The organism is Brevundimonas vancanneytii, assembly GCF_901421975.1.
In the GTDB taxonomy this organism is placed as follows: domain Bacteria; phylum Pseudomonadota; class Alphaproteobacteria; order Caulobacterales; family Caulobacteraceae; genus Brevundimonas; species Brevundimonas diminuta.
Genome location: NZ_LR588407.1, coordinates 873,813 through 896,669, shown reverse-complemented (window position 1 = coordinate 896,669; position 22,857 = coordinate 873,813). Strand labels below are relative to the sequence as shown.

Sequence of the window (22,857 nt, the reverse complement as noted above, 5' to 3'; positions counted from 1 at the left end):
GAAAGACGCCTATCTTTGCATAATACGCAATGATGAGACCCCGCCATGCTGGCCGAGTATGAAATCTTCGTCCGTGCGCTGGAGGAAGGCAGCCTGTCCGCCGCCGCACGGCGGCTGGACCTGTCGCCCGCCGTGGCCTCGCGCAGGTTGGCGCGGCTGGAGGACCGGCTGGGCGTGCGGCTGATCGAGCGCACCTCGCGCCGTCTGGCCCCGACCGAGGCGGGACGGCTGGTCTATGACCGCGCGGCGCAGCTGCTGGAGGGGGTCGAGGATCTGGAGGCCGTGGTGTCGCGCCGCACGACACAGGCGCGCGGCCTTCTGCGCGTCTCGGCGCCGACCTCGTTCGGACGGCGACGGCTGGCGCCCCTGCTCCAGCCGTTTCTGGCGGCCCAGCCCCGCCTGACGCTGGAGCTGAACCTGAGCGACGCCTTCGTCGACCTGATGGCCGAGGACGTGGACGTGGCGGTGCGGATCGGCGGCTATGAGGCGGATAATCCGCTGATGCATCGTCTGGCGCCGAACCGGCGGGTGCTGTGCGCCTCGCCCGCCTATCTGGCCGAGCACGGCGCGCCGGACAGTCTGGACGACCTGCGCCGCCACGCCCAGCTGGCGGCCGAGAACCAGTCGACCTGGCGGCTGGAAGGCCCCGAAGGCCCCGTCGTCTTCCGCGCCCGCAGCCGGGTGCGGACCAACTCAAGCGAAGTGGCGCGCGAACTGGCGCTGGCAGGCGGCGGGGTGGCCCTGCGCTCGACCTGGGACGTCGGCGACGAACTGCGCGACGGGCGGCTGAAGGTGGTGCTGCCGCAGTATGCCGGATCGTCGGACGTGGCGATCTTCGCCCTGACGGCAGGCCGGGCGCGGGCCGAAACCCGCGTCCGCGCCTTCATCGACTTCCTGTCCGGCCTCTATGGCGAGACGCCGGAGTGGGATCGCTGACTACTCCTGAGAAGCCGCCGTCGTCGGCTTCATCCAGCGATCCAGCCAGGACGACATCTCATACAGGGTGTGACCGACCGATTCCCGCGCGCGATAGCCGTGGTCCTCCTTGGGCAGGACGACATAGCGCGCCGTCGCGCCATTGCCCTTCAGCGCCGCGTAGAAGCGTTCCGTCTGGATCGGGAAGGTGCCGGAGTTAGCATCCGCCTCGCCGTGAATCAGCAGGATCGGCTCATTCACCTTGTTGGCGTAGGTGAAGGGCGACATGGCGTTATAGGTCTCGGTCGCCTCCCAGTATGACCGCTGCTCGGCCTGGAAGCCGAAGGGCGTCAGGGTGCGGTTATAGGCGCCCGAGCGCGCGATGCCCGTCTTGAACAGGTCGGTGTGCGCCAAGAGGTTCGCCGTCATGAAGGCGCCGTAGCTGTGGCCGCCGACGGCGATCCGCTCCCGTTCCGCCACGCCCAGAGCCACCACGGCGTCGACCGCCGCCTTGGCGCTGGCGGACAGTTGCTCGATGTAGGTGTCGTTCGGCTCGGCCCCGTCGCGGCCGATGATCGGCATCGTCGGGTTGTCCAGGATGGCGTAGCCCTGGGTCAGCAGGAACAGGTGGCTCGATCCCGACGGCCGCACGAAGCGGTTGTCGGTGTCCACGACCTGACCGGCCACGGCGGCGTCGGTGAACTCGGCCGGATAGGCCCACATCAGCAGCGGCAGCGGGCCGTCGCGATCCTTGTCGTAACCGGCGGGCAGATACAGCGTCCCCGACAGCTCCACCCCGTCGTCGCGGGTGTAGGTGATCAGTTGGCGCGTGGCCCCGGCCAGTTGCGGCGCCGGATCGGGGAAGTTCGTCAGTTGGGTGACGCCGCCGTCCAGATCACGCACGCGAAGGTTGGCCGGATCGGTGCGGCTTTCGCGATAGGTGACCAGTTTGCGGCCCGCCTCGTCCAGCACGCCCACGACGCTTTCATACTCGCCTTGGGCCGAGCGCCAGACGCGCTCCGTCTCGCCCGTATTCAGGTCCATCAGGTCGAGGAAGGGATAGGCGCCTTCGCGTGTCGCCCCATTCCCCTCGACGAAGACCTTGGAGCCGTCGGCGTTGAAGCGCATGACCGAACGGCCGCGCGCGTTCGGCTCGGTCACGACCGAGCCCGGATCGTTGTAGCGATCCTGATAGTTGCGATCGACCAGGACGCGGCCCGCGCCGGGGTTCGACGGATCGACCAGGGTGCGCGTCTCGTGCCGGGTGTTGAACCAGCGGCTGTTGACGATGGCGGCGTCGTTCCGGCCCCAGGTCGTTCCGGCGTAGCGTTCCTTCAGGTCGGCCAGGGTCTGCACCCGGTCGTTGAAGGGCGCGCGCAGCATGAAGACGCGGTCGCGCACTTCGGCGGCGTTGCGCGGGTCGCCGCCGTCCTGAGCCTCGGCCCAGACCAGGGTGGCGTCGGCGTCGGCCCGCCACTGGACCGCGCGCGGCCCCGGCGCCACGGCGTCGAACGGCGTCGGCACATTGTCGCGCAACGGCAGGTCGGCCACGCGGTGCACCTGGCGCCCGTTCATGTCGGTGACGATGACGTCCGAGGGGAACAGGCTGGCCGGCACGACGTAGGAATAGGGCTTCTTCACCCGCGTCTGCAGGATGTAGCGCCCGTCCGGCGAGGTCGAGACGCCCAGGATCACGCCCGGCTGGCCCACCGAGCGCGCGCGGCCGTTCACCGACACCACGGTCGGCTGACTGGTGAAGTAGTAGTCGAACAGGGCCTCGTCGCCCACGTTGGACAGCAGATCCTGATAGGTCCGCACCGGGGCGGCGCGGCCGCCCGTCTCGGTGATGATCGGGCCTTCCGGCGGATGGTCGACGTTGGGCGCCAGGCCGCGCCCGGCCGGAACCGCCAGGACCAACAGGCCCGAGGAGTCCGACAGCCAGGAGAAGCCCGAACCCGCCGCCGCATTGACCATCGGCCCGTTCAGCTTGCGCGCCTTGGCCTGGGCGACATCGGCGGTCCAAAGCTCCAGCCCGTTGGGCGCATTGACCAGGAAGGCCACAGCCTGGCCGTTCGGCGCCCAGCTGACATTGGTCAGGCGCGCATTGGCGGGCAAGCCCGTCACCGGGCGCGCAGGCCCGCCGTCGACCGCCTGGAAGCTGAGCCCCGTCAGCCAGGAGACGCGGCTGTTGGCCGGGCCGTTGTTCTTGGGATTGATGCGATAGCCCGCCAGCCGCAGCATCGGCTCGGCCAGTTCGGCGATGGCCGGCAGGTTGGAGCGGTCGGTCAGCAGCAGGGTCTTGCGGTCGGGGCTGACGCTGACGCCCGGATTGGGCTTGGCGTCCAGAATCTGGGCGATCGGCGACGGCGGTTGGTGATAGGTCGGCGCGGCGTCCTGGGCGACCGCTGCGACCGGCAGGGCCAGGGCTGGAACGGCGGCGGCGAGCACCAGGGCGGGCAAGGCGGCCCGCAAGAGATGATGGCGCATGGATTTTCCCCACTGAGACGAGTCTTATGTGGCGCTAGGTGTGAGACCCCTGCGGTCCAGGGTCAACCGTCAGGCTTGTCACGCCATGCCTTCCCCTGCGTCGCGCTTGCCGCTTGCTCCACTTCCCGGCCCGCTTTAAGGACGGAGGAGACCACGATATTCATCAGTTGGTGAAAAAGGGAGTCCGATGGGCAAGATTTACGCTGACGTGAAGTCCGCGCTGGAGGGGCTGACATTCGACGGCATGACCGTCATGTCCGGCGGCTTCGGCCTGTGCGGCATTCCCGAGAACCTGATCGCGGGCCTGCGCGACACGGGCGTGAAGGATCTGACCGTCATCTCCAACAATGCGGGCGTGGACGGCTTCGGCCTGGGTCAGCTGCTGGAGACGCGTCAGATCGCCAAGATGATCTCGTCCTACGTCGGCGAGAACAAGGAGTTCGAGCGTCAATACCTAGCGGGTGAGCTGCAGCTGGAGTTCAACCCGCAAGGCACCCTGGCCGAGCGCATCCGCGCGGGCGGTGCAGGCATCCCGGCCTTCTTCACCGCCACCGGCGTCGGCACCCTGGTCGCCGAGGGCAAGGAAGTGCGCGACTTCGACGGCCGCAAATACGTCATGGAGACGGGGCTGGTCGCCGACCTGGCCATCGTCAAGGCGTGGAAGGCTGATGAGCGCGGCAATCTGGTGTTCCGCAAGACGGCCCGCAACTTCAACCCGATGATGGCCACCGCCGGCAAGATGACGGTCGTCGAGGTGGAGGAGATCGTCCCCGTCGGCTCGATCGACCCCGACCACATCCACACGCCGGGCGTCTATGTCGACCGCCTGATCCAGACCGTGTCCGAAAAGCGCATCGAACAGCGTACAGTCCGTCAGCGGGAGGCCGTCTGATGTCCGCCCCCGATCAGGAAAAACTGAACAACGACGCAGCCCGCACCCTGAAGACCCTGCTGCACGCAGGCATCAAGGAAGTCGATGCCGCCTTCGGGAGCGGTTACGCCTACTCCAACCCGGCTCTGGTCGCCGGATATCTTCAGGCAGGCGCCACGCTGATCGCCCAGCAGCAGCGTTCGGCTTCGCTGCATGACAACGCATCTGCTTCTTCGGGAGACGAATGACCATGGCCCGCACCCGCGAACAACTGGCCGAACGCGCCGCCAAGGAGCTGCAGGACGGCTTCTATGTGAACCTCGGCATCGGCATCCCGACCCTGGTGGCCAACTACATCCCCGAAGGCATGATCGTGACCCTGCAGTCGGAAAACGGCATGCTGGGCATGGGCCCCTTCCCCTATGAGGGCGAGGAAGACCCCGACCTGATCAACGCCGGCAAGCAGACGATCACCGAAATTCCCGAGAGCAGCTATTTCAGCTCGGCTGACAGCTTCGCCATGATCCGCGGCGGCCACATCAATCTGTCGATCCTGGGCGCCATGGAAGTGGCCCAGAACGGCGACATCGCCAACTGGATGATCCCCGGCAAGCTGGTGAAGGGCATGGGCGGCGCCATGGACCTGGTCGCGGGCGTCAAGCGCGTGGTCGTGGTCATGGAGCACGCCAACAAGCACGGCCAGTCCAAGGTGCTGAAGGCCTGCACCCTGCCGCTGACCGGCACGGGGCGTGGTCAGCCGCATCATCACCGATCTGGCGACCTTCGACGTCAAGCCGGACGGTTCGGGGCTGGAGCTAATCGAACTGGCCGACGGCGTCACGCTGGACGAGGTCGCGGCCAAGACCGAGGCCGACTACACGGTGGCGGCGGGCGTGGCTGACCGCCCTCGCCCCTCTGTAAAAACACAAACCCCGGCGACCGCGAGGCCGCCGGGGTTTTTCATGTCTTCCTTCTCCCCTTGAGGGAGAAGGAATTTAGTCCCGGGTCGCCTGGAAGCCCTGCTGGTCGGTCCAGAGGACGATCTGACGGCTGGTCTCGGCCGTGGCGCGGTCAAAGGCGGCGACGATGGCCGACTGGCGGTTCACGCCTGCGTTCTCGCTGACCGTGATGCGGTCCTCGGCCACGATCGAACGATCGCCCGGCCGGACCAGACGCAGCAGCACGACGATGGTCGCATCCGGCACGGCGCCCGGCGCGACGTAGGACGCCTCGAACCGGCGCACGTCCACGCTCAGCAACAGGCCGTCGCGCGTCAGCGGACCGCTGCTCAGCACGGTGCACGTCCCGCCGTCGAGGAAGGCGTTGCGCAGGGCTTCCTCAAACAGGGTCTCGGCCGGAGACACCCAGCGCGCGCCCTTGATATAGGCCGCCTCGGTCCCCGTCACGGCCAGGATGCGGTCGCCGCGCGCCGCTTCGGGAAAGTCCACCCGGCGCATGGAGACATGGACATCCGGGCAGGCCGAGGTCGCGCCCGTTCCGGCATAGGCCGAGGCGCCCCCGAAACGATACAGCTGAACCGGGTCCGGCGACGACAGCAAAGCGCAGCCAGACAGGGCGACCGACGCCCCCGCAATCATCAGTGTGGAACGGATCACGGCTGCACCTCGATTTCCTTGGACGGCGCCTTGGCGATGAACTCACGCGGACTGTCGCGCACGTTGTCAATGAGCGACTGCAGCGAGCGGGTCGCCCGATCCAACTGGCGAATGGTGTCGTTCAGCTGCGGCACGGTCTGCGTGCCGAATTCGCCCAATGGCCCTTCCAGTCCGGTCGCAGAACGGTTGATCGAGGCGATGGCGGCCTGCGCCTCGCGCGTCGCCTGGTTGATGTTGGCGATGGCCTGCTTGCCGTCGGTGTCGACCATCTGGCGCGCGCTGGCGCCCAGGGCCTGATATTCGCCGACAGCGGCGTTGGCCTTGGTGATGGTCTCTTCCAACTGCTGGAACATGCCCTTGCGGGCCTCCAGTTCGGCGGTCAGGGCCTCGACGTTCTTCACGCTGGTCGAGAAGCTGCGGATGTTGTCGTCCGACATCACGCGGTTGATGCGGTTCAAGGCGTCCACCGTCTGGGCCAGCACCGTGCCCGATCCGCTCAGCAGTTCGGCGATGGGGCTGGGCTGGCTCTGGATCACCGGCACGACGTTGTCCGGATACTGGTCCTTCAGCAGCGGGCTGTCCGGGGCGCCGGCGGTGATCTGGATGTAGTTCAGGCCGGTGATGCCCTGCGGCTCCAACTGGGCGCGCGAGGTCACGCGCACCGGCGTCGTGCCGTTCAGCCGCACGCGGGCGATGACCTGATCGCCCTTCTTCGGATCCAGATTCAGGTTGGTCACCTCGCCGACGCGGATGCCGTTGAAGTGGACCTCTCCCCCCTCCGACAGGCCGCGCACCGGACCGTAGAAGACGATGTCGTAGACGTCGAAATCCTTGTTGAACTGCAGCCGCGCCAACCAGATGGTGAACACCGCCAGCGCCAGCAGAAGGGCGACTGTGGCGATGCCGACGGCGGCGTAATGAGCGTCTCTTTCCATCGTTTCGCGTCCTCCTCAGGCCGCGCTCTTATGGGCGGCGCGTCCGCGCGGCCCCAGGAAGTATTCCTTGATCCAGGGGTGGTCCGAGCGTTCCAGCTCGGCGACCGGCGCCTTGGCCACCACATGCTTGTCCGCCAGCACGGCCACCTGGTCGCAGATGGCGTAAAGGCTGTCGAGATCGTGGGTGATCATGAAGACCGTCAGCCCCAGATCCTCCGACAACTGGCGGATCAGATCGTCGAACGCCGCCGCCCCGATCGGGTCCAGCCCGGCAGTCGGCTCGTCCAGAAAGACCAGTTCGGGGTCCAGAGCCAGGGCGCGGGCAAGGCCCACGCGCTTGCGCATCCCGCCCGACAGCTCAGCCGGCTTCAGATAGAGGGCCTCGGGCTTGAGGCCCACCATGGCCACCTTCATCTCGGCCAACTCGCGGATGGTCGTCCTGGACAGATCGGTGTGCTCGACCAGGGGCGAGGCCACATTGTCCAGCACCGTCAGCGACGAGAACAGCGCGCCCTGCTGAAACAGCACGCCGGTGCGACGCTCGACGGCGGCCGCTTCCTGCTTGGTCATGGCGCTGCGGTCCTGCCCGAACAGGCTGACCTCGCCGCCTTCCGGCTCCTTCAGGCCGATGATGGAGTTCAGCAGCACGGTCTTGCCGGTGCCCGACCCGCCGACGACGCCCAGCACCTCGCCGCGCATCACGTCCAGATCCAGATCCTGATGGATCACCCGCTCGCCGAACTGGCTGAGCAGGCCCCGCACCTGGATGACGGCCTCGCGGTCGTCGGGTTTGCGCGTCTCGGCCGTCATATTTTCAGCTCGATGAAGATCAGGGCGAAGACGGCGTCCAGCAGGATGATGGCGAAGATGGCCTGCACCACCGCCGCCGTCACCCGGCGCCCCAGGCTCTCGACGTCGCCCGCCACCGACATGCCCTGGCGACAGCCGATGGCCGCGACCACCAGGGCGAACACCGGCGCCTTGATCAGACCGACCATCATGTGGGTCGGCATATAGCCGTCCTCGACCAGCCGCTGGAAGAAGAAGGCCGGTCCCAGGTTCAACTGGCTCCATGCCACCAGGACGCCGCCCAGCAGCCCCCCCACCATGGCCAGGAAGGTCAGCAGCGGCAGCATGACCAGCAGCGCCGCCAGACGCGGAATCACCAGGGCCTGAAAGGGATCGACGCCCATCACCTTCATGGCGTCCACCTCCTGCGTCATGCGCATCGAGCCGATCTCGGCGGCGAAGGACGAGGCCGAACGGCCCGCCAGCAGCACGGCGGTGATGACCACGGCGAACTCACGGAAGACGGCGACGCCGATCAGCTGCACCGTGAAGACCCCCGCCCCGAACTGGGTCAGCAGGTCCACGCCGATGAAGGCCACCACGGCGCCGATGAAGAAGTTGGTCACCACCACGATCGGGATGGCGTCCAGGCCGGTGCGTTCCGCCTGGCTGAACCAGGCGGCCCAACGAATGCGGCCGGGGTGTTTCAGCGTGGTCAGCACCGCCGCCATCAGACGGCCCAGGAAGGCTAGGGACAGCATGGCCTCGGCGCCGAAATCATAGACCCCGCGCCCGACCTTGGCGAAGCCGCGCGTCATGGGAGCCGAGCGGCGCGGCGGCTCGGCCGTCATGCAGTCCAGCTTGGCCACCATGCGATACAGGCGCCCGGCTTCGGGGCGTACGGACCAGGCGGATTCCGGGATAGGCCGGCTCATGGCCTGGGCCACGGCCAGGGCGCCGGCGGTATCGAAACGGCCCAGGTCGTTCAGGTCCAGCGCAGTCACGGATCGACCGTCCAGCTCGGCCTTCAGCCGATCACCCATCCGACCGACGGCGACGGTCGACCAGTCGCCGGCCAACCGCAAGCGCGTCTGGCCGTCCTGGCTTTCATCAATCTGGAAGTCCGCCCGATTCATGAATCCGACACTGACACAGGCCCGTCCGCACGCATACGCCGCATAAAGCTCTGCTTTTCGCGTTGTGTCAACGACTGATGACTCCCGATCTCTTCCGGCGCTGCTCGACACACGCCAAGGCCCGCCCGTCACGGCGCAGCTTTCAGAACGTCGACCAGCCATTTTCGTTCAGCGGGCCGCGCCGAACTCAACCTCGGGAACGACCTAACGCAGATAGTCGAGCAGGGAGACCTGGCGAAGCTGGCTGACCACCTGGGCCGAGGCCTGCAGGGAGATCTGCGCCAGCTCCAGTTCGGTGACGGCTTCGGCCATGTTGGCGTCGGTCTTGCCGGACAGGATGGTGTCGATCGAAATCTTGCGCGCCTCCTGGGATTCCAGCAGGCGGTCGACGCGGTTCTGCATCCGCCGTTGGCGGCCTGCAGCTCCACCATCCCCTTCGCCGCCGCCTCGAAGCGGCCCATCTGAGTGGTCAGAAAGGTCTTCTGAGCGTCCGTCATCTTGCCGTCCAGCGGCGTCGTCTGATGCTCCAGCTGGATGTCGCGGAAGATGGCGAACAGCTCCGATCCCATGGCGTCGGCCAGGAAGCCTGTGTCCATCGAGACGTTCTCGTCCAGCCAGGACGACTGCTTCAGCTGGTCGTTGTGGAAAGCCGCGCTCTCATCGGGCAAGGCCGCCAGCTTGGCCATCATGCTGGCCCCAGGCTGACCGGGAATGTCGGGCAGATCCACCGGCGCGCGATCAGTGACCCCGCCGCCGAACAGATACTTGCCCTGATGCTTCATGTTCAGCCCGTCCTGAGCCTCCATGAACAGACTGTTCAGCGTCCCCATCAGGGTGTCCATCCGCCCGGCGGCGATGGCGTCGGCGATGGCCTGACGCGCCGCCGTCGAGGCGTCTGCGACCCGATCCATCGCCAGATCCTGGGTCTCCAGCCGAGCCGTGACGGTCTTGTTGGTGTCGATGAAGGTCTGGATGCGGGTCTGGCTGGTCATCAGCGCGCTGACCGTCTCGGAGCCTCGGCCGAAACCGACCAGGTCCGTGGCGTTCTTCTTGGTGTTCACCTTCTGCTGGGCGTCCGCCATGCGCGACTGGGCCGACATCAGGTCAAGCAGGGCCGACTGATAGTTTCCGTAGGTCGAAACGCGGGTCATCGCACCATTCCCAACAGGATGTCGTACATGTCCTTGGCCGCCTGAACCATGCGGGCCGAGGCGTTAAAGGCTTGCTGATAGGTCGTCATCAGCACCAGTTCCTCGTCCAGGTTGACCCCTTCGACCGAGACGCGGCGCGCCGTCGCCTCCTTGGCCAGGGCCGTGGCGCTGACGGCGTTGTTCTTGGCCATGGCGGCCCGACTGCCGATCTCGCCCGACAGTTCGGATGCATAGCGCGCCAGCGACATGGAGCCGCCCGCCGCCCCGCCCGCTGCCGAGAAGGTGGCGGCGTTCTCGCCCGCGCTGGCCAGCAGGCGCGCGCCGCGCGCGTCGTTCTTGCTGACCACGGCCGCGCCGACCCCGCCCGTCGCGTCGGCCTTGGCGAAGGCCATCAGGGACGGGTCGCGGGCGACGTCGGCCCGGACCGAAAAGGCGTCGGCCCGCGAAGCGCGCGCGCCGCCCAGACCGAACAGCTCGCTCATCGACACGTTCGAGGGAACCTGGGTGGTGCGGTCCTGAAGCACCGACAGGTTCGCGCCCGAGCCGGGTCGCGGCGTGAACGTCATTTCGCCCGTCGAGCTGAGGCTGAACGTCCCCATCCGCCCGGCGCCCGTCATCGGATCGTTCAGCGCGGCCAGCAGGCTGGTCATGTCGCCGCCCGCGGGCACCGCCACCTCGATGTCGCGCAGTTTGGCGCCCGCCGCGTCGCTGAAGCGGAAGGTGATGGTCTCGCCGGGCGTGAAGCCGTGCTGCGACGCGCCCGTCATGCCCGTTTCATAGATCGCCGGCTGCGCGCTGGTGATCAGGTCGTTCAGGCCGAAGAAGTGCGAGAAGCCTCGCCCGCCCTTGTTCGAGGGCGCGGCCGGATCGTCGACCACCACCACCCCCGTGCCGGGCGCGCCTTCTATCTTCAGACGCCCGTCGACGAAGCTGGCGCTGCCGTTGGCCCCCAGCTGGGCGTTCAGGTCGGCCAGGAAGGTCGCCGGATTCAGCGTCGCCAGGTCCAGGTCGATCTTCTGCAGGGCTACGCCCTGGTCATTGGTGATGACGATGGAGGTGCGGCCGGTGAAGCCCTGCAGGGCGGTCTCCAGCGACTGCCCGATGTTGCGGCCCGTCAGGCTGTTGGGCGGCGGCGCGGCGGATGAGGCGTTGTGCGCCCGGTTCAGTTCGTCGGCCAGACGCGACATCAGTTCGGCCAGGCGCTCGGCCGTGGCCGGCGCCTCGCCGTCGCGCAGCTCCAGCAGCCCCTTGATCTCGCCCGAGCCCAAGCCTTCAGCCAGAGAGCGCGCCTTTCCGGCGGGGGGCTCGATGACCATGACCTCGTTGAACACCGTCTCGGCCGAGACGGCGCCGGCGCGCACATAGTCCAGCTTGGCCGCCCCCTGCCCCGCCAGCAGGATGCCGGCGCCGGTGCGGATCTCGACCCCGCCGACCGCACGGCCGGTGATGCGAACGTCCATCAGGCCCGACAACTGATCGATCAAGGCCGCCTGAGCCGTCTGCGCGCCCGAAGAGTCCGCATTGATCACCGTGGCCTTGGCGATCTCGACGTTCAGCTTCTCGATCTGCTCCAGCAGGCTGTTGGCCGTCTCGACCGCACTCTTGATGCGGGCGTCGGCGTCTTCGCGCACCGACTGAATCTGGCTGTTGATGCGGGCGGCTTCATCGAACAGGGCCTGCGTCTTCCAGATGGCGTCCTGGCGAGCGGGGCCGGAGGTGGCGTTCTCGGCCGAAGCGGCGAAGGCGGCGAAGACGCTGTCGATCTGCGAAAAGAAGCCGCTGTTGGAGCCCGGATCGCCGAACATCGACTGGATGCGGTCGTAAAGCTCATAGCGCACCGTCTGACGGCCGGCGTCGGCGCTGGCGTTCAGGCTGGCGGCCTGCAGGAAGCGGTCGGTGGCCAGACGGATGCGGGCGATCTCCACCCCCGCGCCGACGCCCTGACTGGCCCAGGACTGCTGGTCGGCGATCTTGCGGACATAGCCGGGCGTGTTGACGTTGGAGACATTGTCCGAGACCACCCGCAGCTGCGTCTGGGCCGCGCTCATGCCCGAGGTGGCGATGTTCATGATCGAGTTGAGGGACATCAGACGTCTCCCACGCCGGAGCGCACGGGACGGCCGCTCGGCAAGCCTTGCAGGCAAGCGAGCAAATCTTGCCCGGCGAATTGAGCAGGTCTTCTGACCATCTCTTTGATTTTCCTCGACATCGGCGTTCAGCCCCTGTGCATTCGTCAGCAAGAGAGGCAAGCGACGGGCCAAGTCGAACGGCGCCGCCCGCGCCCGGCAAAAAGCGACAAGCGCGGCAAGAAGCGCCCGGCGTCACGTCCCTGCAACGGCGACCCAAAACACATCAATACCATTACATTTCAACGTATTAAGCTCGACACCTACACTTGGCCCAAGGCTTGCGAAGGCCCTGCCGAATGACCCAGGCGCAGCAGGCGCCGCCCCTCACCGACCGAAAGCGCCTGCCGCCCGCATGTCCGCCGTCAGCCTCATGTCCGTCCTGACGCCCGCCGCCCCCGGCGGCGCCAGCGTCGACGCCTCCGTCGAGGCGGCGACGGACAGCGCCGTCTTCGCGGACCTGATGCTGAAGGAAGAGACGCAGGCCGCGCCGCCCGTCGTCTCGGTCGTCCCGGTCGCCCAAGCGTCCGAAACCACCGCCCCGATCGAGGCCGCTCCGGTCGAGCCCGCAAAGGACGACATCGCCGTCGCCCCGGCTCCGCCCGCCTGGTTCGCGCCGCCCCCGCCGGTGCAACAGACTGCAGCTCCGACAGCCCCTGCCGATCCGACGGCGCCGACGACCGAAGCGACTCCTGCTGTCGCCGCCGCACCGTCTCCCGCTCCGTTGGCCGTTTCTGAGGCTGTAGAGGCGGCTCCCGTCGCCCCGACCGCCGAACCAGCAGCCGCCACGACCGCCACGGCTGCGCCCGTCTCAGCCGCGACGACACCCCCAGCAACCATTTCCGCCGCCCTCAAGGCGGCGCTCCCCGCCGTCCTTGCCGAGCCGGATGCGGCGCCCGAGCCCCCGTCAACCGAGAGCGACGAGCCGTTGGACGCGCCGCCGCCGTCGCGCCCTGGAGCGGCCCTTCCTGCACAGGACGCCGCCCTGCTGGGCGTGACCGGCTTCCGGTCGGGCGCGGGCGAACGCCTGGCCTCGGCGCGAGAAGCGATACAGGCCGCAGCCACAGCGACAGGCAACGCCAAAGCGACCGCCAACCGACCCGCCCAGGCCGACGCTCCCATTGATGCTGCAGCGTCAGCGCCCGCCGCCCGCCCGGCCGTTGCGCCCGCCTTGGCCGAAACGCCTGCGGCGGCGACCGTCGCCGCGCCCCCGGTCGACGGCGAAGCCCCGGCCGCGCCGCAACAAGGCGCCGTCGAAGCCCCCTCTCAGGCGCCCGGCGCTCAACGCGATCTGGGCCTGTCCCAGCTGTCGCGCGCCACGGTCGAGACCACGGCCCAGATCGCCGCCCAGATCGTCAAGAAGCTGGACGGCCGCTCGACCCGCTTTGACATGGCCCTGACGCCCGAAGGCCTGGGCCGCGTCGACGTCAGTCTGGAGATCGAGTCCGACGGCCAGGTCACGGCCCGCCTGGCCTTCGACAATCCGGCGGCGGCCGCCGACCTGCGCGCCCGCGCCGACGAACTGCGGCGTCAGCTTCTGGACGCGGGGTTGCAGCTTTCGCGCGATGACCTGGAGTTCGCCGAGCGCGATCCTTCGTCCGGCTTCGGCGGCGGCGCGTTCGAGCGGCAGCCTGACCGCCGCGCCTTCTCCGGCGCCGCCCGCCTGGCCGCCGAGGCCGATTCCGTCGTTTCGCCGCCCAGCGCCTGGACGTCCCTTTCCCTGACGCCTGACCGCGTCGATCTGAAGGTCTGATCGATGGTTGACGCCGTCTCTTCCAACAACGCCGCGGGCCGGGTGAACGCCGGGGGTCAGATGCTGGCCTCCAACTTCCAGACCTTCCTGTCGCTGCTGACCACGCAGTTGAAGAACCAGGATCCGCTGTCGCCGGTGGATTCCAACGAATTCACCGCCCAGCTGACCCAGATGGCGGGCGTCGAGCAGCAGTTGCTGACCAACGACCTGCTGACCGGCCTGCTGAAGGCCCAGCAGGGCGACGGCCTGACCGGCGCGGCGCAGTATATAGGCAAGGACGCCACCGCCGTCTGGGCCGCGACCCGCTTCGAGGATGGCGAGGCCAACTGGAGCTATGAGCTGGCCGCCGACGCGACCGACGCCACGCTTCAGGTGCTGGACGCCTCGGGCAAGGTGGTCTGGAGCGGCCCGGCCCCCGAAAAGACCAACGGCATGCACGACTTCAAGTGGGACGGAAAGACCACCGGAGGCGGCCAGGTCGACGACGGCGGCGTCTATACGCTGAAGGTCGTCGCCAAGGACGGCGCAGGCAAGGCCGTCGACAGCCAGGTGCTGATCCGCGGCCGCGTCACCGGCGTCGAGATGTACGACAACACGCCCTTCGTCATCATCGGCAACTCGATCATGCCGGTGTCCAGCCTGATCGCGCTGGAAGAACAGAAGGCCGCCGCCAAACCCGAGGACGACGCCGGCGCGGCCAGCGCCCTCGCCTCGAAACTCAACCCCTTCAATCTTCTCTCGTAAGGAACCCCAGACATGAGCATCAACGGCGCCATGATGGCCGGCGTGTCCGGTCTGACCGCCAACGCCGCGGCCCTTTCGACGATCTCGCAGAACATCGCCAACGTGAACACGGTCGGCTACAAGCGCGCGTCGACCGAGTTCGCGACCGTGGTCAACGCCCAGACGGCGGGCGTGAACTATTCCGCCGGCGGCGTTCAGGCCGCCGCCCGCCACTTCATCAGCCAGGCGGGCCAGCTTCAGCGCACGACCTCCGGCACCGACCTGGCCATCGCCGGCCAGGGCTTCTTCGTCGTCACCGAAAAGTCCGAGAACCTGACCCTGTCGGACGCGCGCCTGTTCACGCGCGCCGGGGCGTTCAAGATCGACGACCTGGGCTATCTGCAGAACACCTCGGGCCTGTATCTGCAGGGCTGGCCGGTCGACGCCGACGGCGTGGTCAACAGCGATCCGTCCGACATGAGCCGCCTGCGCACCATCAACGTCGGCTCCGTCGGCGGCGCGGCCGAGCCGACCACCCGCGTCGGCCTGAACGCCAACCTGAAATCCAGCCAGCCGGTCAATGAGGCCGCCCAGACCCCGCCCCCGACCGGCGTCACGGCCTATGACCCGGCCACCCACTCCATGTCGATGTACGCCAACGACCCGGCGACGGGCGTGAAGCCCGACTTCGAGATCACCATTCCGGTGTCGGACTCCAAGGGCGGCCAACGCAACATCACCGTCTCCTTCCTGAAGAGCAGCGTCGCCAACGAATGGCACGCCGAAATCCGCGCTCCCGAAGGCACGGTGACCAACACCGACGGCTTGCTGAAGTCCGGCCGCATCGCCTTCACCCAGGACGGGCGTCTGGACGTGGCCAAGATGCAGGGCTGGACCGCGGGCACCGGCCTGTTCGACGACCCCACCAACGCCAGCCTGTCGCTGGGTTCGTCCGACGGGGCGACGCCGGGCGCCGACGGCGCCTGGGATCCGTCGCTAGGCATCGCGGCTCAGACCATCGCCTTCGACCTGAACGCTTCGGCGGGCGGCCTGACGCAGTACGACAGCACCTCCATCGTCCAGGCCACCTATACGAACGGCACGGCCTTCGGGAACCTGACCGAGGTGAAGATCGACGAGACCGGCTTCGTCACCGCCATCTTCGACAACGGCGTGATGCGCAAGATCGCCCAGGTCGCCCTGGCCACCTTCCCCAGCGCCGACAGCCTGACCGAAGTGTCGGGCAACGCCTTCCGCGTCAGCCAGAACTCCGGCACCTTCAACCTGAAGGCCCCCGGCACCGGCGGCGCGGGCCTGCTGGGCGCGCAGCAGCTGGAAGCCTCGACCGTCGACCTGTCGACCGAGTTCACCGGCCTGATCACCACCCAGCGCGCCTATTCGGCCTCGTCCAAGATCATCACCACCGCCGACGAGATGCTGGCGGAGCTGATCAACATCAAGCGCTGATCGGCCAACGGGAATCCATGAGCAAGGTCTCGTTAGACTCGATGAATCCTTCCTTTAGCCGGCGCAGAACGCGCCGGACCGGCCGGATGCGTCTTAGCCATTCCTTCACCACGACGCTTAAACGCCCCTTAGCGGGCGGGGGCCTAGCCTGCGCGTCTATGGTGGTGGTGAGAGAGGCTTAAGCCCATGCTGCAAGAGCGACGCCTTAACAGTAACGGCGAACAGTACGTGGTCGGCCCGACGGGCACGCCCCTGACCCTGCGCGACCTTCCGCCGTCGGATACGAACCGCTGGGTCATCCGCCGCAAGGCCGAGGTCGTGGCCGCCGTCCGCGGCGGGCTGATCAGCCTTGAAGACGCCCTGGCCAAGTACCGTCTGACGGCCGAGGAGTTCATGGCCTGGCAGAAGGCCATCGACAAATGGGGCATGCAGGGGCTGCGCACGACGCGCATCCAGAGCTACCGCGACTAGGCCTTCGCCTGGACGCATGATCATGGGCCGCTCCCTGATGGGGGGCGGTCTTTTTCATTGGCGCACGCCTTCGTTTCGGGCCAGGCCTCGAAATCGCGCGCCTTAAGGCCTAAATGGCGGCGATGACCATGGACGCCCTGACCGACGACATCCTCTGCCCCGTTCCCGACATCGCCCCCATGTCGCAAGCTGACATGGACGCTGCGATCGAGAGCGTGCGACAGGCCGTCGGCCTGCCGCAAGGCGCGCGCGTGGTCGCCGCCATGTCGGGCGGGGTGGATTCCACCGTCGTCGCCGCCCTGCTGCACAAGGCGGGCTATGACGTCGTGGGCGTGACCCTTCAGCTTTACGATCACGGCGAGGCGCTGAAGAAGAAGGGCGCCTGCTGCGCGGGTCAGGACATTCACGACGCCCGCCTGGCCGCCGACCTGATCGGCATTCCGCACTACGTCCTCGACTATGAGAACCGCTTCAAGGACGCGGTGATCGACCAGTTCGCCGATTCCTATCTGAAGGGCCAGACGCCGGTCCCCTGCATCCGCTGCAATCAGACGGTGAAGTTCCGCGACCTGCTGGATGTCGCCCGCGACCTGGGCGCCGAGGCCATGGCCACTGGCCACTACGTCCGCCGCGCGACCCACGGCAACCGCTCGCAGATGCGCAAGGCCGTCGATCACTCGCGCGACCAGTCCTACTTCCTGTTCGCCACGACGCAGGATCAGCTGGACTATCTGCGCTTCCCCCTGGCCGATCTGGAAAAGCCGCAGGTGCGCGGCGTCGCCGCCTCCCTGGGCCTGCGCATCGCCGCCAAGCCGGACAGCCAGGACATCTGCTTCGTGCCGACCGGCGACTATCGCACCCTGATCGACCGCCTGCGGCCCCAGGGGCGCGAGGCGGGCGATATCGTTCACATGGACGGCCGGGTGCTGGGCCGCCATTCGGGCATCACCGACTACACCATCGGCCAGCGCCGGGGACTGAACGTCGCCGTGGGCGAGCCTCTGTTCGTGGTCAAGCTGGACCCTGACCATCGCCGCGTCATCGTCGGCCCGCGCGAAGCCCTGCTGACCGCGCGCCTGACGCTGGAGGAAACCAACTGGCTGGGCGACCAGGCCACGATCGAGGAAGCCGCCCGCGACGGAGCCCCCGTCCTGGCCCGCGTCCGCTCGACCCGCCAGCCCTCGCCCGCCCGCCTCGCTCTTGTGGACGGCGCCGTGCAGGTGGTCTTCGATCAGGGCGAGGAAGGCGTCGCCCCCGGCCAGGCCTGCGTCCTCTACGACCCGGCCGACGACGAGCGCGTGATGGGCGGCGGCTTCATCCATTCGACCGAGGCTGTGGCGGTCTGAAACGACTCACGCCGCCGCATAGACCCGCAGACAGTTGCCGTCGGGATCACGCGCCACAAAGCCGTGGCCGCAGTCCATGTCGGTGGGCGGCAGGACGATGCGCGCGCCCCGGTCCCACCAGTCGATGTGCAGTTCGTCCACCACGGCGGGGGCGGCCATGCGGACGTCCACCTGCGCCCCGCCTCGCCCGCGCCACAGGCTGAGCGTCCGCCCCGGCGCCAGCAGGAAGACCGCATGGTCCGGCCCCGCCTCCAGCGGCCGTCGCCCCAGCAGCCCGGCGTAAAATCGCGTGCTGGCGCCCGGATCGGCCACGTTCAGCAGAATGTCGTCGCTCGTCATCGTGGCCCCTCCGCCTGTCTGAACAGAAGGAGAACCTAGCCTTAGCTGCCGCCAGTTTCTGTCAGCATCAACGCGGCGGCCCGTGCCGCTCGCACGCCTCATGCCATCGTTTCAGCAACACGGCCTTGCGCGTGGGATAGCGGGCCTCAAGCACCTCGGCCTCGACGATGCGGTCGGTGCGGAAACTGCGGAAGTCGCCGCGCAGCTCGCACCAGACGATCAGCAGCCGCACCCGGTCGAAGAAGGCCAGGGCGAAGGGCCAGACAACCCGATCCGACGCCGCCCCCGCCTCGTCGCGATAGTTCAGCCTCAGCTTGCGCTCGATGCGGATCGCCTTGCGCAACTGGGCCGGATCGACCGCATCGGCAGGGATCGGCGCGCCCGGCCCGATGAACAGGGCCGAGGCCTCCATCTCGTCGCGCAGATCCGGCGGCAGCACCGCCGCGATCCGCGCCTGTGCGCTCAACGCCGCATCCCGCAATCGCGCATCCGCCCGCTCGGCCACCCAGCGTGAACCCAGGGCCAGGGCCTCGATCTCCTCCGGCGTGAACATCAGCGGCGGCAGCAGATAGCCGGGCTTCAGCACATAGCCCACGCCCGGCTCGCCCTCGATCGTCGCGCCCTGCGCCTGTAGGCTGGCGATATCGCGATAAAGGGTGCGCAGGGAGACGCCGGTCTCCTCCGCCAGCGCGCGGCCGCTGACCGGCCGACGATGCCGCCGCAGGGTGTTCAGCAGATCGAGAAGGCGTTCGGACCGGGACACGTCGGGAGCGTAGCAGAATTGCTGCCAGAAAACGGCAGCATCGAAGACGCCTTTGCATTAGGGCCGCCGCGCACGACGTAACGACGCTCACTTAATTTTCGACAGACCGCATCCGTACGCGCATGGTGCAGCCTCTATCGACCATCACGCTCCTCATGAGGCTCCGAATGCGCTCCTTCGCCTGCATGGTTTCCGTCCTGGCGCTTGCCGCCGCCGTCCCTGCCCTCGCCGTCGCTGAACCGGCCGCGCCTGCGCCGACGGCGTCGGCCCCGGTCACGCCCTACACCGCCGCGCAATTCTTCGAGACGACCAGCTTCTCCATGGCCAACCCTGACGGCCTGGCTTTCTCAGAGGGACGCACCCACGTCCTGATCTCGTCGGACAAGACGGGGGTGTTCAACGCCTACGCCCTGCCGGTCGCGGGCGGCGATCCCGTGCCGCTGACGGCTTCAACGACCAACGCCACCTTCGCGCAGAGCTATTTTCCCGACGGCCGTCGGGTTCTGGTGGCGGCGGACCAGGGCGGCAACGAACTGACCCACATCTATGTGCGCGAAATCGACGGGACGCTGCGCGACCTGACGCCGGGCGACAAGCTGAAGGCCGGCTTCGTCGGCTTCAGCGACGACGGCCAGACCTTCTGGCTGACCAGCAACGAACGCGACGCCCAGGTCTTCGACCTCTACGCCTATGACGCCGCCACCTACGAGCGCAAGCTGATGTTCCAGAACCCCGGGGGCATGGATGTCGCCGCCGTCTCTGGCGACGGACGGCTGGTCGCCCTGACCAAATCCCATACCAGCGCCAATTCGGATATCTACCTGGCCGACCTGCAGGCAGGGGGCGAGCCTTATCTGATCACCCCGCATACCGGCGACGTCGCCTATGACGTCAGCGGCTTCGGCCCCTTCAACGCCACCCTGATCTACACCAGCAATGAGGACGGCGAGTTCGCTCAGGCCTACGCCTATGACATCGCCGACAAGGCCCACAACCGCACGACCCAGGCCGACTGGGACGTCATGTATGTCTCCTATTCGCCCAACGGCCGCTATCGGGTGACGGCGGTCAACGCCGACGCTTCGACCGAGCTGACCATCGAGGATGCGCAAAACCGCGCGCCCGTGCGCCTGACCGGCCTGCCCCAGGGCGACATCACCGGCGTCCGCTTCGACCCCGGCGCAGGCCTGGCCGCCTTCACCGTGGTGTCCGACACCTCGCCCGCCGACGTCTTCGTCGCCGACCTGTCGACGGGCCAGACCCGCCGCCTGACCCACGCGCTGAACCCGGCCATCCAGGAGAGCGACCTGGTCGAGGCGACGATCGTCCGTTATCCGGGCGAAGGCGGGGTGATGGTCCCGGCGGTCCTCTATCGACCCAAGGGCGCCTCGGCGGCCCACCCGGCCCCGGCGGTCGTCCTCGTCCACGGCGGACCGGGCGGTCAGACGCGGCGAGGCTATTCGGCCATGGTCCAGCACCTGGTCAACCACGGCTATGCCGTTCTGGGGGCCAACAACAGAGGCTCGTCCGGCTACGGCAAGACCTTCTTCCACATGGACGACAAGAAGCACGGCGAAGCCGACCTGCGCGACATCGTCGCCGGCGGCGACTGGCTGCGGGCGCAGGACTGGGTGGCCGACGACCAGGTCGCGGTCATGGGCGGCTCCTACGGCGGCTACATCACCGCCGCGGCCCTGGCCTTCCACCCCGAAAAGTTCGAGGCCGGCATCGACATCTTCGGCGTGACCAATTGGGTCCGCACCCTGCAGTCCATTCCTGCCTGGTGGGGCGCGCAACGCGTGGCTCTGTACGACGAGATGGGCGATCCGGCGGTCGACGCCGAACGCCACCGCGCCATCTCGCCCCTGTTCCACGCCGACAAGATCCGCCGCCCCCTGCTGGTGGTCCAGGGCGCCAACGACCCGCGCGTGCTGCAGGTCGAGAGCGACGAACTGGTCGAGAAGGTCCGCGCCAACAATGTGCCGGTCGAATACGTCGTCTTCCCCGACGAAGGCCACGGCTTCCAGCGTCGCGAAAACCGGGTCACCGCACAGGAGGCCTATCTGGCCTTCCTGAACCGCTACGTACGCAAGGCGAACTGAGACCGCTCAGTCAGGCTGTTTCTTTCGACGTGCAGGACGACCCGGTTGCGGCCTTCCTTCTTGGCGCGATACAGCGCCGCGTCCGCCGCCTGCACCAGGGCGTCGCCGTCACGGTTCATGCCCTTGGACCATTCGGCGACGCCGAAGGACATGGTGCTGCTGCCCAGCGGCTGCTTGCCCAGGCGCAAGGCGATGGCGGCGATGGCCTGTCGCACGGTCTCGACCCGCGGCGCCAAGGTCTCGGCCTTGGTGCCGGGCGCGATCACAATGAACTCTTCGCCGCCGTAGCGGCAGACGATGTCGCCGTCGCGGAAACGGTGGCCCAGTTCGGCGGCGACGGCCTGCAGCACCACATCGCCCGCTTCATGGCCGAACTCGTCGTTGAAGCGCTTGAAGTGGTCGACGTCGCACATGACCACGCATAACGGCGCGCCCGAACGCGCGGCGCGCGCCACCTCCAGCGCCAGCGCCTCCTCCATGTAGCGACGGTTGAACAGGCCGGTCAGCGGGTCGCGGATCGTCTGTTCCTTCAGGTCGCGTTGCAGCTTCTGATTGACCATGGCCGAGGCGATGTTCTCGGCCAGGACGTTGAGGCGGAACTGCGTCTCGGCCTCGACCAGTCCGTCCAGATGCAGGACGCCGATCACCTCGCCAGAGGCCAGCAGCGGCTCGCAGTGATAGGGCGCCGCCAGAGGGCTCACATGGCCGCAGACGACGTCCGCGCCCGGTTCGGACACGAAATGGCTCTGCCCTCGACGCAAGGCCCAGCACTGATCCGGCGCAAAGCCTTCCGTCTCCGCCTCATGCCCGCCCCAGCCAGACAGCGGGACCAGCAGATTGCGTGAGTTGTTGTAGGCGTAGAGCGCCCCCGGCAGCCCCGGCAGGACGCGCGGCACGAAGGCGTGGATGACCTGGGCCAGTTCGTCGTCCGTGCGGGCCGCCTGCATCCGATGGGCCATCCCGCCCAGAAGCTCGATGACCTCGCCCCGCTCCCGCAGGGTCTGGGCGCTGGCCAGCAGTTCCTCATGCACGCGCTTCAGTTCGCGCTCGCTGCGGCTCTGATCTTTCGCCGCCGTCGCCAGACGGTCCGCCATGTCGTTATAGCCGCGCGCCAGCCGGTCGAACTCCCGCGACCCCATACGGCTGTCGATCCTCTGGTTCAGGTCGCCCGCGCCCAGTCCGGTCATGGCGCGTGTGATGACGCGCACCGGCTGGCGGATGCCGCGAATGACCATCAAGGACACCGACAGGGAGAAGAAGGCGATCAACGGCCCGCCGATCAGGGCCAGCCCTCGCACTCGCGCCAGCCGCCGCTCGGCCGCCTCGACGCGGCGCGACTGCACCACCCGCTCTTCGTCCAGAAGTTCTCGCGCCGCCAGCACGAAGGCGCTCATGGAATCGAAACCGCGCCCTTCGGCGATGAGCGCCTCGGCTCTGGCGAAGTCCCCGCTTCGCGCCAAGGTCAAAGGCTGGCGCATCAGTTCGATCCGGCCAGACAGCTGCGCGCCCAGAGCCTGCAGCCGCAGTTGCTGCGACGGGTTGTCCCGCGTCAGTTCCACCAACTCGCTGAACGCCCGCAGGGAGTCTGAAATCCGTGCGTCAAAGGACTGGGCGTAGGCCGCGTTCTGCGTCAGCACATAGGCGCGCTGCCCCGACTCCGCGTCGCGCAGCCCGGCCACGGTCTCTTCCATCGCCTGGATGACCTGGGCGGAGTGCGTCACCCAACGAAAACTCTCGCGGGTCTGCCGCGAAGCGTCGGCCAGGGCGGCCACGAGAACCAGTAAAGCGACCACCACCAGGGCGCTGACGGCGGCGATCCTGGACGTAAGGGACTGAAACATGCCCCACCGTTAACCTTCGACAGTTG

The 22,857-nt window shown here is 67.9% G+C and carries 20 protein-coding genes and 1 pseudogene; 11 read left to right on the top strand and 10 right to left on the bottom strand.

What is annotated here, in order from left to right; all coding sequences use genetic code 11:
• Window positions 1-45 precede the first annotated feature (45 nt).
• Window positions 46-936, top strand: a complete 891-nt coding sequence (locus FGL25_RS04430; RefSeq protein ID WP_046653377.1) for a LysR family transcriptional regulator — start codon at window positions 46-48, stop codon at window positions 934-936.
• On the opposite strand, the gene FGL25_RS04425 is transcribed toward FGL25_RS04430, so the two are convergent.
• Window positions 937-3,402, bottom strand: a complete 2,466-nt coding sequence (locus FGL25_RS04425) for a S9 family peptidase (RefSeq protein ID WP_252970017.1) — start codon at window positions 3,400-3,402, stop codon at window positions 937-939.
• Window positions 3,403-3,589: 187 nt separating this feature from the next.
• Between FGL25_RS04425 and FGL25_RS04420 the strand changes: the two genes are divergently transcribed.
• The 3 genes and pseudogenes from FGL25_RS04420 to FGL25_RS04410 all read left to right on the top strand — a co-directional run.
• On the top strand, window positions 3,590-4,294 hold the full coding sequence (locus FGL25_RS04420; protein ID WP_138141058.1) for a CoA transferase subunit A: 705 nt from the start codon (window positions 3,590-3,592) through the stop codon (window positions 4,292-4,294).
• Window positions 4,294-4,521 (top strand): hypothetical protein, encoded by a 228-nt coding sequence (locus tag FGL25_RS04415; protein WP_138141057.1) that lies wholly within the window; start codon window positions 4,294-4,296, stop codon window positions 4,519-4,521. The genes FGL25_RS04420 and FGL25_RS04415 overlap by 1 nt, the downstream gene beginning before the upstream one ends.
• 2 nt (window positions 4,522-4,523) lie before the next feature.
• Window positions 4,524-5,169, top strand: a pseudogene (locus FGL25_RS04410) (3-oxoacid CoA-transferase subunit B); the annotation flags it as partial.
• A 99-nt stretch (window positions 5,170-5,268) separates the two neighbouring features.
• Here the strand turns inward: FGL25_RS04410 and FGL25_RS04405 are convergent.
• The 5 genes from FGL25_RS04405 to FGL25_RS17910 form a co-directional block, all read right to left on the bottom strand.
• Window positions 5,269-5,889: an ABC-type transport auxiliary lipoprotein family protein gene (locus FGL25_RS04405; protein WP_112999737.1), complete on the bottom strand. Its 621-nt coding sequence runs from the start codon at window positions 5,887-5,889 to the stop codon at window positions 5,269-5,271.
• A complete protein-coding gene (locus FGL25_RS04400; RefSeq protein ID WP_003165649.1) occupies window positions 5,886-6,824 on the bottom strand; it encodes an MlaD family protein in 939 nt (312 codons plus the stop codon). The genes FGL25_RS04405 and FGL25_RS04400 overlap by 4 nt, the downstream gene beginning before the upstream one ends.
• 15 nt (window positions 6,825-6,839) lie before the next feature.
• Window positions 6,840-7,634 carry an ABC transporter ATP-binding protein gene (locus FGL25_RS04395; protein WP_003165650.1) on the bottom strand — a complete coding sequence of 265 codons (795 nt, stop codon included), beginning with the start codon at window positions 7,632-7,634 and terminating at the stop codon, window positions 6,840-6,842.
• Window positions 7,631-8,749 carry an ABC transporter permease gene (locus FGL25_RS04390; RefSeq protein ID WP_138141056.1) on the bottom strand — a complete coding sequence of 373 codons (1,119 nt, stop codon included), beginning with the start codon at window positions 8,747-8,749 and terminating at the stop codon, window positions 7,631-7,633. The genes FGL25_RS04395 and FGL25_RS04390 overlap by 4 nt, the downstream gene beginning before the upstream one ends.
• A gap of 204 nt (window positions 8,750-8,953) precedes the next feature.
• Window positions 8,954-9,151, bottom strand: coding sequence for a flagellin (locus tag FGL25_RS17910; protein WP_138141055.1), 198 nt, complete (start codon window positions 9,149-9,151; stop codon window positions 8,954-8,956).
• Window positions 9,152-9,270: 119 nt separating this feature from the next.
• Between FGL25_RS17910 and FGL25_RS17905 the strand changes: the two genes are divergently transcribed.
• Window positions 9,271-9,945 carry a hypothetical protein gene (locus FGL25_RS17905; RefSeq protein ID WP_138141054.1) on the top strand — a complete coding sequence of 225 codons (675 nt, stop codon included), beginning with the start codon at window positions 9,271-9,273 and terminating at the stop codon, window positions 9,943-9,945.
• Here FGL25_RS17905 and flgK read toward each other — a convergent pair.
• Window positions 9,897-11,987 carry a flagellar hook-associated protein FlgK gene (flgK, locus tag FGL25_RS04375; RefSeq protein WP_138141053.1) on the bottom strand — a complete coding sequence of 697 codons (2,091 nt, stop codon included), beginning with the start codon at window positions 11,985-11,987 and terminating at the stop codon, window positions 9,897-9,899. The two genes, FGL25_RS17905 and flgK, sit on opposite strands and share 49 nt — an antisense overlap.
• A 394-nt stretch (window positions 11,988-12,381) precedes the next feature.
• On the opposite strand from flgK, the gene FGL25_RS17270 reads away from it, so the two are divergent.
• From FGL25_RS17270 to mnmA, 5 genes are all read left to right on the top strand, one after another.
• Window positions 12,382-13,779, top strand: a complete 1,398-nt coding sequence (locus tag FGL25_RS17270; RefSeq protein ID WP_252970015.1) for a flagellar hook-length control protein FliK — start codon at window positions 12,382-12,384, stop codon at window positions 13,777-13,779.
• A 3-nt stretch (window positions 13,780-13,782) separates the two neighbouring features.
• On the top strand, window positions 13,783-14,523 hold the full coding sequence (locus tag FGL25_RS04365) for a flagellar hook assembly protein FlgD (RefSeq protein ID WP_003165656.1): 741 nt from the start codon (window positions 13,783-13,785) through the stop codon (window positions 14,521-14,523).
• 12 nt (window positions 14,524-14,535) lie between these two features.
• Window positions 14,536-15,969: a flagellar hook protein FlgE gene (flgE, locus tag FGL25_RS04360; protein ID WP_040345797.1), complete on the top strand. Its 1,434-nt coding sequence runs from the start codon at window positions 14,536-14,538 to the stop codon at window positions 15,967-15,969.
• Window positions 15,970-16,155: 186 nt separating this feature from the next.
• On the top strand, window positions 16,156-16,440 hold the full coding sequence (gene sciP, locus FGL25_RS04355; protein ID WP_003165657.1) for a CtrA inhibitor SciP: 285 nt from the start codon (window positions 16,156-16,158) through the stop codon (window positions 16,438-16,440).
• A gap of 113 nt (window positions 16,441-16,553) precedes the next feature.
• The gene (gene mnmA / locus FGL25_RS04350; protein WP_003165658.1) at window positions 16,554-17,786 is read left to right on the top strand and encodes a tRNA 2-thiouridine(34) synthase MnmA; all 1,233 of its coding nucleotides are present in this window, start codon (window positions 16,554-16,556) and stop codon (window positions 17,784-17,786) included.
• 6 nt (window positions 17,787-17,792) lie between these two features.
• Here mnmA and FGL25_RS04345 read toward each other — a convergent pair whose 3' ends face one another.
• Together FGL25_RS04345 and FGL25_RS04340 are read right to left on the bottom strand one after the other, a co-directional pair.
• Entirely contained in the window at window positions 17,793-18,125 is a 333-nt protein-coding gene (locus FGL25_RS04345) for a VOC family protein (protein ID WP_003165659.1), read from the bottom strand.
• A 67-nt stretch (window positions 18,126-18,192) separates the two neighbouring features.
• Window positions 18,193-18,888 (bottom strand): helix-turn-helix transcriptional regulator, encoded by a 696-nt coding sequence (locus tag FGL25_RS04340; protein WP_138141052.1) that lies wholly within the window; start codon window positions 18,886-18,888, stop codon window positions 18,193-18,195.
• A 167-nt stretch (window positions 18,889-19,055) separates the two neighbouring features.
• Here FGL25_RS04340 and FGL25_RS04335 point away from each other — a divergent pair, with 167 nt between their 5' ends.
• Window positions 19,056-20,990, top strand: coding sequence for a S9 family peptidase (locus FGL25_RS04335; RefSeq protein WP_138141051.1), 1,935 nt, complete (start codon window positions 19,056-19,058; stop codon window positions 20,988-20,990).
• Here FGL25_RS04335 and FGL25_RS04330 read toward each other — a convergent pair.
• Entirely contained in the window at window positions 20,969-22,831 is a 1,863-nt protein-coding gene (locus tag FGL25_RS04330; protein ID WP_138141050.1) for a diguanylate cyclase, read from the bottom strand. The genes FGL25_RS04335 and FGL25_RS04330 overlap by 22 nt on opposite strands.
• Window positions 22,832-22,857 lie beyond the last annotated feature (26 nt).

Bases quoted from the DNA above. Each gene is read 5' to 3' on its own strand.
- FGL25_RS17905 (WP_138141054.1), top strand. From the start codon at position 9,271: ATGCTCCAGCTGGATGTCGCGGAAGATGGCGAACAGCTCCGATCCCAT.
- FGL25_RS04430 (WP_046653377.1), top strand. From the start codon at position 46: ATGCTGGCCGAGTATGAAATCTTCGTCCGTGCGCTGGAGGAAGGCAGC.
- FGL25_RS04390 (WP_138141056.1), bottom strand. From the start codon at position 8,749: ATGAATCGGGCGGACTTCCAGATTGATGAAAGCCAGGACGGCCAGACG.
- FGL25_RS04395 (WP_003165650.1), bottom strand. From the start codon at position 7,634: ATGACGGCCGAGACGCGCAAACCCGACGACCGCGAGGCCGTCATCCAG.
- FGL25_RS17910 (WP_138141055.1), bottom strand. From the start codon at position 9,151: ATGCAGAACCGCGTCGACCGCCTGCTGGAATCCCAGGAGGCGCGCAAG.
- FGL25_RS04330 (WP_138141050.1), bottom strand. From the start codon at position 22,831: ATGTTTCAGTCCCTTACGTCCAGGATCGCCGCCGTCAGCGCCCTGGTG.
- flgK (WP_138141053.1), bottom strand. From the start codon at position 11,987: ATGTCCCTCAACTCGATCATGAACATCGCCACCTCGGGCATGAGCGCG.
- mnmA (WP_003165658.1), top strand. From the start codon at position 16,554: ATGGCGGCGATGACCATGGACGCCCTGACCGACGACATCCTCTGCCCC.
- FGL25_RS04335 (WP_138141051.1), top strand. From the start codon at position 19,056: ATGCGCTCCTTCGCCTGCATGGTTTCCGTCCTGGCGCTTGCCGCCGCC.
- FGL25_RS04420 (WP_138141058.1), top strand. From the start codon at position 3,590: ATGGGCAAGATTTACGCTGACGTGAAGTCCGCGCTGGAGGGGCTGACA.
- FGL25_RS04400 (WP_003165649.1), bottom strand. From the start codon at position 6,824: ATGGAAAGAGACGCTCATTACGCCGCCGTCGGCATCGCCACAGTCGCC.
- FGL25_RS04425 (WP_252970017.1), bottom strand. From the start codon at position 3,402: ATGCGCCATCATCTCTTGCGGGCCGCCTTGCCCGCCCTGGTGCTCGCC.
- sciP (WP_003165657.1), top strand. From the start codon at position 16,156: ATGCTGCAAGAGCGACGCCTTAACAGTAACGGCGAACAGTACGTGGTC.
- flgE (WP_040345797.1), top strand. From the start codon at position 14,536: ATGAGCATCAACGGCGCCATGATGGCCGGCGTGTCCGGTCTGACCGCC.
- FGL25_RS04345 (WP_003165659.1), bottom strand. From the start codon at position 18,125: ATGACGAGCGACGACATTCTGCTGAACGTGGCCGATCCGGGCGCCAGC.
- FGL25_RS04415 (WP_138141057.1), top strand. From the start codon at position 4,294: ATGTCCGCCCCCGATCAGGAAAAACTGAACAACGACGCAGCCCGCACC.
- FGL25_RS04365 (WP_003165656.1), top strand. From the start codon at position 13,783: ATGGTTGACGCCGTCTCTTCCAACAACGCCGCGGGCCGGGTGAACGCC.
- FGL25_RS17270 (WP_252970015.1), top strand. From the start codon at position 12,382: ATGTCCGCCGTCAGCCTCATGTCCGTCCTGACGCCCGCCGCCCCCGGC.